The organism is Streptomyces spiramenti, from assembly GCF_012034385.1.
Classification (GTDB): Bacteria; Actinomycetota; Actinomycetes; order Streptomycetales; family Streptomycetaceae; genus Streptomyces; species Streptomyces spiramenti.
Genome location: NZ_JAAVJB010000192.1, coordinates 1 through 10,074, shown reverse-complemented (window position 1 = coordinate 10,074; position 10,074 = coordinate 1). Strand labels below are relative to the sequence as shown.

General features: G+C 73.8%; 9 protein-coding genes. 6 read left to right on the top strand and 3 right to left on the bottom strand.

What is annotated here, in order from left to right; genetic code table 11:
- The 3 genes from HCJ92_RS18805 to HCJ92_RS18795 all read right to left on the bottom strand — a co-directional run.
- Positions 1 to 1,594 (bottom strand): hypothetical protein (locus HCJ92_RS18805; protein ID WP_338054255.1); only part of this gene is annotated, 1,594 nt, incomplete at its 3' end.
- Positions 1,591 to 3,411, bottom strand: coding sequence for an FAD-dependent oxidoreductase (locus HCJ92_RS18800; protein WP_167934792.1), 1,821 nt, complete (start codon positions 3,409 to 3,411; stop codon positions 1,591 to 1,593). The genes HCJ92_RS18805 and HCJ92_RS18800, both read right to left, overlap by 4 nt.
- Positions 3,412 to 3,574: 163 nt before the next feature.
- A complete protein-coding gene (locus HCJ92_RS18795; RefSeq protein WP_245240996.1) occupies positions 3,575 to 5,047 on the bottom strand; it encodes an MFS transporter in 1,473 nt (490 codons plus the stop codon).
- A 149-nt stretch (positions 5,048 to 5,196) separates the two neighbouring features.
- On the opposite strand from HCJ92_RS18795, the gene HCJ92_RS18790 reads away from it, so the two are divergent.
- The 6 genes from HCJ92_RS18790 to HCJ92_RS18765 form a co-directional block, all read left to right on the top strand.
- Positions 5,197 to 5,652, top strand: a complete 456-nt coding sequence (locus HCJ92_RS18790) for a MarR family winged helix-turn-helix transcriptional regulator (protein ID WP_167934788.1) — start codon at positions 5,197 to 5,199, stop codon at positions 5,650 to 5,652.
- Positions 5,653 to 5,721: 69 nt separating this feature from the next.
- Positions 5,722 to 6,387, top strand: coding sequence for a TRIC cation channel family protein (locus HCJ92_RS18785; RefSeq protein ID WP_167934787.1), 666 nt, complete (start codon positions 5,722 to 5,724; stop codon positions 6,385 to 6,387).
- A 101-nt stretch (positions 6,388 to 6,488) separates the two neighbouring features.
- Positions 6,489 to 7,625 carry a FecCD family ABC transporter permease gene (locus HCJ92_RS18780; protein WP_167934786.1) on the top strand — a complete coding sequence of 379 codons (1,137 nt, stop codon included), beginning with the start codon at positions 6,489 to 6,491 and terminating at the stop codon, positions 7,623 to 7,625.
- Between the two features lies 1 nt (position 7,626).
- On the top strand, positions 7,627 to 8,511 hold the full coding sequence (locus tag HCJ92_RS18775; protein ID WP_167934791.1) for an ABC transporter ATP-binding protein: 885 nt from the start codon (positions 7,627 to 7,629) through the stop codon (positions 8,509 to 8,511).
- A complete protein-coding gene (locus HCJ92_RS18770) occupies positions 8,457 to 9,440 on the top strand; it encodes an ABC transporter substrate-binding protein (RefSeq protein ID WP_167934785.1) in 984 nt (327 codons plus the stop codon). Before HCJ92_RS18775 ends, HCJ92_RS18770 begins: the two co-directional genes overlap by 55 nt.
- 35 nt (positions 9,441 to 9,475) lie before the next feature.
- The coding region (locus tag HCJ92_RS18765) for an MFS transporter (protein WP_167934784.1) at positions 9,476 to 10,074 on the top strand (599 nt) is incomplete at its 3' end.

Genomic DNA, 10,074 nt, shown 5'->3' with positions numbered 1-10,074 from the left:
CCGCCAGCACGACGGAGCCGTCGGGCGCGGCGGCGACGCCGGCGAACGGCCGCGGCACGCCGGGCATGGAGTGGGTGTGCAGCGGCAGTTCCGGCAGCTCCCCGTCGTGCGGCGGCGCGAGCGGGAGCTCCTCGACCACGGTGCGCCGGACGCCGGTGCCGAGGTCCATCACCGTGAGGCGGTGCGCGCCGCGTTCCACGACGTAGAGCTCGCTGTCGCGCACGGCGATGCCCTCCGGTGCCTCCAGCCCGGCGGCCACGACCTCCGGCGGCCCGTACCCGTCCTCCTGCGGGTCGTCACCCGCGGCGGCGAGCCGGAGGACCGTGCCGCGGTCCGCGTCGGAGACCAACAGGCCACCGGCCGCGTCGAACGCGACGTCCAGCGGTCGGCCCAGCCCCGCCGCCAACGTCCGCGGGTCGCCGTCGGCGGGCAACAGCAGCACGCGGCCCGCCCCGCTCTCCGCGACGACAAGGGCGCCGTCCGCCCGCAGGGCGACACCGGCCGGCCGCGACAGCCCCCGTGCCCGCTCCGTCCCCCGACCGGTCGCGGGATCCCAGCTCGTCACCTGACCGTACTGCGAGGTGAGGTGCAGCGAGCCGTCGGCGTCCGCGGCGACGGCGTGGGCGAAGTGGACGCGTCCGTCGGTGACCGGCGGCGCGTGCTCCTCGGGGCCAGGGCGGACCACGCGGTAGTGGTCCGCGGCGTGCACGGTGCCGTTCGGGCCCACGGCGACCCCGAACGGTCCCGCCAGACCGGGACGCACGATCTCGCGCACGCGGCCGTCGGGCGAGAGCTCCACCACCCCGCCGTCGGTGAAGCAGGAGACGTACATCCGGTTCTCCTCGTCGAACGCCGCGTTGTCGAGGCCCGTCAGCCCCGTCCGCAGCTCGGTGCGGTCGCCGCCGGCGGCGAGATCGACGCGGAAGACGAGGCCCCCTGGCCCGCAGGACAGGACGTACAGCACGCCCGCCCGGTCGAAGCGGACGGCGACGGGCGCCGGGAGGTCCTGGGCGACCCGCTCGGCGGCGCCGCCGTCGGGGGAGACGCGCCACACCTCGCCGGTGACCATGTGCGGGTAGTACAGCAGCCCGTCGGGGCCGCACTGCATGGCGTTCCCCAGGGCCAGACCGCCCGCCAGGAGGCGCTGCCCGCCGTCGGCGGGCCCCACCTCCAGCAGCCGGCCGTCCGGTCGCATCTCGTTGACGAACAGCCTGTCGCCGACACAGGTGATGCCGTTGACGACGGGCACGTCGGCGGTGACCAGCGTCAGCCCGCCCGCGGGATCACGCCGCCACACGCGTCCCGGCACGAGGTCCGCCACGTACATGGAGCCGTCGGCGGCGAACGCCAGGTCGTCCGGGGACCGGACCGGACCGCCCGGCGGTACGACGGGCTCGATGTCACCGCTCGCCGGGTCCAGCGCGCTGATCATCCCGGCGAGGTACTGGGCGACGTACAGCCTGCCGTCGGGGCCGAAGGCGATGCCGTTGGCGCCCCACAGCCGGCTCGGCGCGTTCAGCCGCCGCAGCACCCACTCCGGTTCGACCCGCGGTGCGGGGCCATCCCAGCGGGAGGGCCGGTCGTCGGCGCTCACCGGGCGCCCACCAGGACCTCGTCCAGCCCGCCGTCGCGGCGCCATTCCCGCAGCAGCGCGTGGAACGCCACCGGACCGTCGCCGTAGCCGCCCGGCCGGGCCCGTGGCATGCCCTCGTTGTTGTAGTACCCCGGGGTGCACTCGGCGTGGAAGCGCGCGAGGTCCACCGACTTCTCCTCGATGGTCGCCACCCAGGCGTCCTGCGCCCGGCGGCTCGGCTCCACCCACCGGGCCCCGCGCTCGCGGGCGGCGGCGACGATCTCCGCCACGTGCACGGCCTGCTCGTCCAGGACATGGGTGTAGTTGACGCTGGCGGCGTTCTGGAGCGAGCCGAGCTGGAACAGGTTGGGGAAGCCGTGCGTGGTGAGACCGTGCAGTGTCCTCGGACCGTCGGCCCAGGCCTCCGGCAGCGTCACACCGTCCCTGCCGTAGGCGGGCAGCAGCCCGGCCGCGACGCCGGAGACACCGACGGCGAACCCCGTCGCGAAGACCAGGCAGTCCACCCGGTACGAGCGGTCGCCGACGACGACGGAGTCCTCGGTGATCCGCTCCACCCCGTGGGTGTCGGCGGTGTCCACCAGCGTCACGTTGGGCCTGTTGAACGTCTGGAGGTAACTGTCGCTGAAGCCGGGCCGCTTGCACATGTAGCGGTACCAGGGTTTGAGCGCCTCCGCGGTCGCCGGGTCGGTGACCACGCGTTCCACCCTCGCGCGGATGTTGTTCATCTTGCGGAAGTCAGCCATCTCCTCGACGTGTTCGCGCTCGGCGGCGGGCAGGTTGCGATAGGCGTCGGTGGCGATCAGCTTCTGCTGGAGCCGCGCCGTCGAGGTCCAGCCGTCACCGACGAGGTCCTCGTCCACCGTGCCGCCGCTGACCTGGGTGAGGAAGTTCTGCCGGCGACGTTCGTGCCAACCGGGCGCCAGGGAGCGCGCCCACGCCGGGTCGGTGGGCCGGTTGTCCCGGACGTCCACCGACGAGGGGGTCCGCTGGAAGACGTAGAGGTGGCGCGAGGACTCGCCCAGGTGCGGGACGCACTGCAGGCCGGTGGCGCCGGTGCCGATGACGCCGACGGTCCGGTCGGCCAGCCCGACGAGCCCTCCGTCGGCATCGCCCCCGGTGTAGGAGTAGTCCCACCGGCTGGTGTGGAAGGTGTGGCCGCGGAAGGTCTCGACCCCCGGGATCGCCGGGAGCTTGGGCTCGCTGAGCGTTCCGGTGGCGGTCACCACGTAGGTGGCGCGGAAGCGGTCGCCGCGGTCGGTGGCGACCCACCAGGCGGCGGCCTCCTCGTCCCAGCGCAGCTCCGTGACGGTCGTCCGGAAGCAGGCGTCGGCGTAGAGGTCGAAGGTGCGGCCGATCGCCCGGGCGTGCTGCCGGATCTCCTCGCCGGGCGCGTACCGCCACCCCGGTACCGTGCCGGTCTCCTCCAGCAGCGGCAGGTACACGTACGACTCGATGTCGCAGTGGATGCCCGGGTAGCGGTTCCAGTACCAGGTGCCGCCGAAGTCCGCCCCTTTCTCGACGACCCGGATGCGGCCCGAGCCGGCGGCCCGCAAGCGGGCCGCGGCGAGCAGTCCGCCGAAGCCGCCGCCGACCACGGCGACCTCGACCGCGTCGTGGAGCGGTTCGCGGCTGTCCTCACCGCTCGCGTAAGGGTCCTCCGCCCAGTAGCCGAAGTCACCGGTCAGGCGGGCGTACTGGCGGTTTCCGTCGGGACGGACCCGTCGGTCGCGTTCCGCGCGGTACCGGGCCCGGAGCGCCTCGGGGTCGAACTCCGGCTCGGCGGCGGCCGTGGTGGCGAGGCCTTCGCCGGCCGGTATCGGCGCGGGCTCGGCGGCGGTGGTGGGGGGTGTGGGGGGCGTGGGGGAGTGGGGGTGGGCGTCGGGCACGTGGTTCCTCCGTTGCGTCGGTGCGGTTCGGGGGAGTGGGCCGGGCGCGTCTGCCGGGGCGGCCCGCCGTGCGGGTCGCCGTCGGGCAGGTCTGCTACCGGACGGAGGTCCGCGCGGTGGCGTCCTCCGAGTGGGGGGTGCCGGCCTCGGGGGCCGGCGAGGGGGAGGGGTCGGGGCGTCGCCCGGGGATGGTGGCGGCGACCAGGGCGGAGAGCAGGGCGAGCGCGCCGCCGATGAGGAGAGCGGTGCGGAACGCCGCCTCGGAGGGCAGTGTCACGCCGCCGCTGGTGACGGTCATCTGCCCCAGGACGACGCCGACGACCGCGGCGCCGACGGAGGTGCCGAGCGAGCGCATCAGGGTGTTGAAGCCGTTGGCCGCGGCGGTCTCACCCGGGGGCACCGCCGACATCACCAGCGCGGGCATCGCCCCGTAGGCCAGGCCGACGCCGCCGCTCACCACCGCGAGGCCGATCATGAGCCCCCAGGGGGTCCCCAGGAGCGCCTGGAGCAGCCCGTAGCCGGAGGCGACTACCAGGGCGCCGCACACCAGGGTGAGTTTCGGGCCGCGCGCGTCGGTGAGCCTGCCGCCCAGCGGCGAGACCACCATCATCATCAGCCCGCCGGGAGCCATCCAGAGTCCGGCGGCGAGCATGGACTGACCGAGGCCGAACCCGGTCGACTCGGGGAACTGCAGCAGTTGCGGCACCACCAGCATGGACGCGTACATCGCGAAGCCGACGAGCAGCGAGGCGATGTTGGTCAGCAGCACCCGGGGCCGGGCGGTGGTCCGCAGGTCGATCAGCGGGTGCCGCGTCCGCAGTTCCCACACCCCCCAGCCGAGGAGGACGACCACGGCGCCCGCCGCCAGCCCGAGGGTGGTGGCAGAAGCCCAGCCCCAGTCCGCGCCCTTGGAGACAGCCAGCAGCAGGGCGACGAGACCGGCGCCCAGTCCGAGCGCGCCGAGCAGGTCGAAGCGCTGGCCGCGCGCCGCCGGCGGGACGGCCGGCACCACCAGCCACAGCAGGACGGCGACGGCGAGCGCGAGCGCGGCCGAGCCCCAGAACAGCGCCCGCCAGTGGGCGTACTGCGCCACGGCGGCGGCCAGCGGGAGCCCGAGGCCGCCCCCGATCCCCATCGACGCGCTGACGAGTGCGATCGAGGAACTGAGACGTTCCACCGGCACCACGTCGCGCAGCAGCGCCACCCCCAGCGGCACCATCCCCATGCCGACGCCCTGGAGGCCGCGCCCCACCAGCATCGGGGCGAGGCCGGAGGAGAGGGCGCACACCACCGACCCCGCGACCAGCGGTACCGAGCACACCAGCAGCATGGTGCGCTTGCCCAGCAGGTCGCCGAGGCGTCCGGTGATGGGCACGCAGACGGCGGCCACCAGCAGCGTCACGGTGATGACCCAGGTGGCGTTCGCGGGGGTGGTGTCCAGGATGCGCGGGAGGTCCGCCAGCAGGGGGGTGACCAACGTCTGCATCGTCGCCGCGGTGACGCCGGCGAGGGCCAGGACCATGACGACGGGGCGGCCCTGGCGGACCCCGTTTCGTGGGACGGACATCTGCGCGTGCTCCTGGCTTCGGTGGGGGCGCGACCGGACAGCCGCCGCATGAGCGATGTGCATCGTACATGCCTTATGTATTGCGCACATAAGAACTGCCGAACAGTGGCTGTGCCAGGATTGGGACGGGTACGGCGGGAGGAACGGCGATGACCAGGGCGACGGACGAGGTCGAGTACGAGCAGATGCTGCTGAGTCGGCACGCCTTCCTCAACCACCGGGGCGGCCGGAGCAAGGACGGGCAGCTCGAACGGAGCGCCTACGTCCTCCTCAGTCGCATTCGGGTGCAGGGTCCGATGTCCATCGGTGAGCTGAGCGAGGCGTTCGGCCTCGACGCGTCCACGCTCAACCGGCAGACCGCCGCCGCCATGCGAGCCGGGCTCGTCGACCGGATCCCGGACCCCGCCGGCGGCATGGCCCGCAAGTTCCGGCTCACCGCCGAGGGCAAGCGCCTGCTGGAGGAGGAACGCCGGGTCATCGTGGCCTCGCTCGACGACGTGATGGCCGACTGGCCGGAGGAGGACGTCGCGACCTTCGCGCAGTACCTGCGCCGGTTCAACAGCGGTATCGAGCGCATCGGCGGCCGTCCCTGGCCGCGCCCCTGACCCCGCCGGTGCGGGGGGCGCGCGAGGGCGGGTGGGGGGAAAGCGGATGGTAGGGGCAACAATGCCCGGGTGGACCTTCTCGACCCTTCCCTCCAGCGCTACCTGGATCTCGGCGGCATCTTCGTGTTCGCCATCTCGGGCGCCCTCCTCGCGGTGCGCAAGAACTTCGACGTCTTCGGCATCGCCGTGCTGGCCTTCGCCACCGGTCTCGGTGGAGGCATCTTCCGTGACCTGGTGATCGGCGCCGTGCCCGCGGCGTTCAGCGACCCCGGTTACTTCCTCACGCCGCTCGTGACCACGGTGATGGTGGTCTTCCTTCATCCGGAGCTCGGACGCATCGATCGCGCGGTGCAGGTGTTCGACGCGGCCGGGCTGGGATTCTTCTGCGTGGTCGGGACCGTCAAGGCCCACGAGTACGGGCTCGGCACGGTGGGCAGCGCCGCGCTGGGGCTGGCTACGGCCGCCGGTGGGGGCGTGGTCCGCGACGTCCTCGCCAACGAGGTGCCTTCGCTGCTCCGCCGGGACCGGGAGGTCTACGCCGTCCCCGCGATCGTCGGCGCGAGCGCCGTCGCCCTGCTCCTCCGTTTCGACGCGCTGAACAACTGGACCATGTCGGCGGCGGCGCTGACCGCCTTCGTCATCCGGCTGCTCGCCTTGCGCTTCAACTGGCGCGCGCCGCGCGCCTGGTCGCGCGGCGGCGCCGGTGACACGGGTGCCTCGGAGGGCGTGGGCTGAGTCGACCGCCCCGAGCGGGCCGGTGTGCGCCGTGGCTGCGGGCGCTGCGGGAGCGGGCCGTCTATTGAACATGGTTGCCGTTTGCTATAACTTTCCTGTTCATGTCCCCTCCTCCGTCGCAGGCAGGTGACGCGCCCTCGGGCGCCGACCTGTCGGCGACCCCTGACGCGCGCCTGCGGCCGGTGGCCGCCCCCTGGCTGCGAACGCCGCGCGGCACCGCGGTCTCCGCACTGGTCCTCGTGGCGGTGCTCGGCGTCTCCGTGGTGCTGGCGATCGGCACCGGCCCCGCCGTGGTCCCGCCCGAGCAGACCGCGCGGCTGCTCTGGGCGGCCCTCACCGGCGGTCTCGTCCCGGCCGACGAAGTGACGACCTACCAGATCGTCTGGCAGGTGCGCACGCCCCGCGTGCTGCTTGCCGTGGTCGTCGGCGCCGGACTCACCGCCGCGGGCGTCGCCGTCCAGGCGCTGGTGCGCAACGCGCTCGCCGACCCGTTCGTCCTCGGTATATCCTCCGGCGCCTCGGTGGGCGCCGTGAGCGTCCTCGTCCTCGGGGCGCTCGCCTCGCTCGGCGTCTACGCGCTCTCCGCCGGCGCCTTCCTGGGAGCCGTCGGCGCCTCCGCCCTCGTGTACCTGGCGGCCAACACCCGCGCCGGCCTGACCCCGCTGCGGCTCGTGCTGACCGGCATCGCGCTCGCCTACGGGTTCCAGGCACTCATGAGCGTCCTCGTGTACCTCGCCCCCGACGGCGAGGCCACCGGCACGGTCCTCTACTGGACGATGGGGTCACTGGGCGCAGCCTCCTGGTCCACCCTCCCGCTGGTCGCCGCCGTGGTCAGCTGCGGCCTGCTGCTCCTGTGGCGCGGCAGCCGCACGCTCGACATCCTCGCCACCGGGGACGAGACCGCCGCCGGACTGGGCATCGACCCCCGCCGGGAACGCCGCGTGCTGTTCGTCGTCACCGCGACCATGACCGGCTGCATCGTCGCGGTCAGCGGCGCCATCGGCTTCGTCGGTCTGATCATGCCGCACCTGGTGCGCCTGGTCGTCGGAGCCGCGCACGCCCGGGTGCTGGTGATCGCGCCGCTGGTCGGCGCGGTGTTCATGGTCTGGGCGGACCTGCTGGCCCGCACCATGGTCGCCCCGCGTGAGCTGCCCCTGGGCGTCATCACCGCCCTCGTCGGCGTACCGGTCTTCGTGCTGCTGATGCGGCGCCGCGGCTACCTGTTCGGCGGTGGCTGACATGAGCCGGCGCCCCTCCCCGCCCCGCACCGGGCCGGGATCCCTCGCACTGGACGGGCTGTCCGTGACCGTCGACGGCGCGCGGCTCCTCCGACAGCTCACCCTCGACGTACCCGCCGGACAGACCGTCGGGCTCGTCGGCCCGAACGGCAGCGGCAAGTCCACCGCGTTGCGCTGCGTCAACCGTGCGCTGCGGCCGACGGCCGGGTCGGTGCTGCTCGACGGCACGGACCTCGCCGAGCTCACCCCACGGCAGCGGGCGCGCACGGTGGCGGCGATGAGCCAGGAGCACGTGGTCGACCTCGACTTCTCCGTCGAGGAGACCGTCGCTCTCGGCCGCAGCCCCCACCTTCCCGGCAACCGGGCACCGGGGGAGGAGGACCGCGCGATCTGCCGTGAGGCGATGGCCCGCCTCGGCATCGAGCACCTCGCCCACCGCGGCGTCCTCGGCCTCTCCGGCGGAGAACGGCAGCGGGTCATGGCGGCGCGCGCCCTCGCCCAACGGACCCCGGTCCTGATCCTCGACGAACCCACCAACCACCTCGACATCCGCCACCAGATCGCCCTGCTGGCCCTGCTGCGCGACACCCGCCTCACCGTGCTCGTCGTGCTGCACGACCTCAACCTCGCGGCGGCCGTGTGCGACCGGATCGCCGTGCTGCACGACGGCGTCCTCGTCGCCTGCGGCCCCCCGGTCGAGGTGCTGACGGCGCGGACGGCGCGGACCGTGTTCGGCGTGGCCGCGACGGTCGTGCCCCACCCCCTCAGCGGCGTCCCCCAATTGCTCTACTCCCTCGAACCCGACGACCACACCACCCCAAGGAGCCACCCGTGCGCCGACCCCGTCCCACCGCAGCAGCCGTCCTCGTCCTCCCGCTGCTCCTGACGGCCTGCGGGGCGCGGACGGAGGACCCGGGGGCAGCGGACACCACCACCGTCGAACGCTGCGGCGAGGAGGTGGAGTACCGCACGCCCGGACGGGCCGTCGTCTACGAAGCCGGCAGCGCCGACAAACTCCTCGCGCTCGGCCTCACCGACGCGATCCGCGGCTACGTCATGCCGCCCGCCAACCCGCCCGTGGAGGAGTCGCCCTGGGCCGACGAGTACGCGGAGCTCGACCTCCTCAGCCAGGACCTCCTCAACCGGGAACTCGTGGTCGACGCCGGGGCCGACCTGGTGGTCGCCGGCTGGCAGTCCGGATTCAGCGACGAGCGGGGGATCACCCCGGAGATACTCGACGGCCTCGGCATCCAGAGCTTCGTGCACAGCGAGACCTGCTACAACTACCCGGGCCACCCGGCCCGGTTCACGCCCTTCGAGGGGCTGTACACCGACCTCGACCGGCTGGGTCGCGTCTTCGGCGTCGAGGACCGGGCCGAGACCGTCGTCGCCGAGCTGCGGGAACGTGTCGAGGCGGTCCGTGCCGAGGCACCGGACGGCGAGCCCGTCCGGGTCTTCCTCTACGACTCCGGCACCGACCAGCCCTTCACCTCCGGCAACCAGGCACCGCCCCAGGAGATCATCGAGATCGCCGGCGGACGGAACATCTACTCCGAACTGGAGGGCCGCTGGACGACCGTCAGCTGGGAGTCGGTCATCGAGGCCGACCCCGAGGTGATCCTGATCCTCGACTACGGTGACCAGCCGGCCCAGGCGAAGATCGACTTCCTCAAGGGCTCGCCGGCGCTCTCCGAGGTCACCGCAGTCCGGGAGGACAACTTCCACCTGCTCGACTACAACGAGGCCATCAGCGGCCCCCGCATCGTGGACGGCGCCGAGAGCGTCGCCTCCTACCTCCGCTCCGTGGGCCGCTGACGCGCCCGGCACCCAGCGAGAGGCAAGGGACCGCCGTGACCGTCTCACCCCCCGTCCACCCGCCCGAGCAGCGGCGCCGTGCAGGGCTGCTCGGTGACGCCGCCTTCCTCCGGTTGTGGTCGGCCACCACCGCCTCCGGGCTGGCGACCTGGGCGATGCCGTTCCTCCTCGGGCTCGCGGTCGTCGAGGGGACGCTCAGCGGCGCCTCCCTGGGGCTGCTCCTGGCGGCCCGTACCGTGGGCTTCCTGGTCGCCGTGCCGGTGGGCGGTGTCCTCGCCGACCGGTACGCCCGCCGGACCGTGGTCCGCATCGCCGGGCTCGCCGCCGCCGTGGCGACGCCGCTCCTCGTCTGGGGCCTCACGCACGCGCCCACCGTGGCGGCAGCCGCCGCCGCGGTGGTGGGCGCGGGGCAGGGCGCCTGCCGCCCCGCCTTCCAGGCGCTGACGGCCGAGGTCGTGCCGGAGGACCGGCGTCAGGCGGCCAACGCCGCCATCACCCTGGCCGTACGCGTGACCACCCTGGCCGCGCCGGCGCTCGCCGCCGTCCTCGCGGTCGTCGCCTCCAGCGGTCTGCTGCTGCTCGCCACCGGGTTGCTGTGGCTGGCCACGGGGCTCGCTCCCCGGCCCCGCCCGGC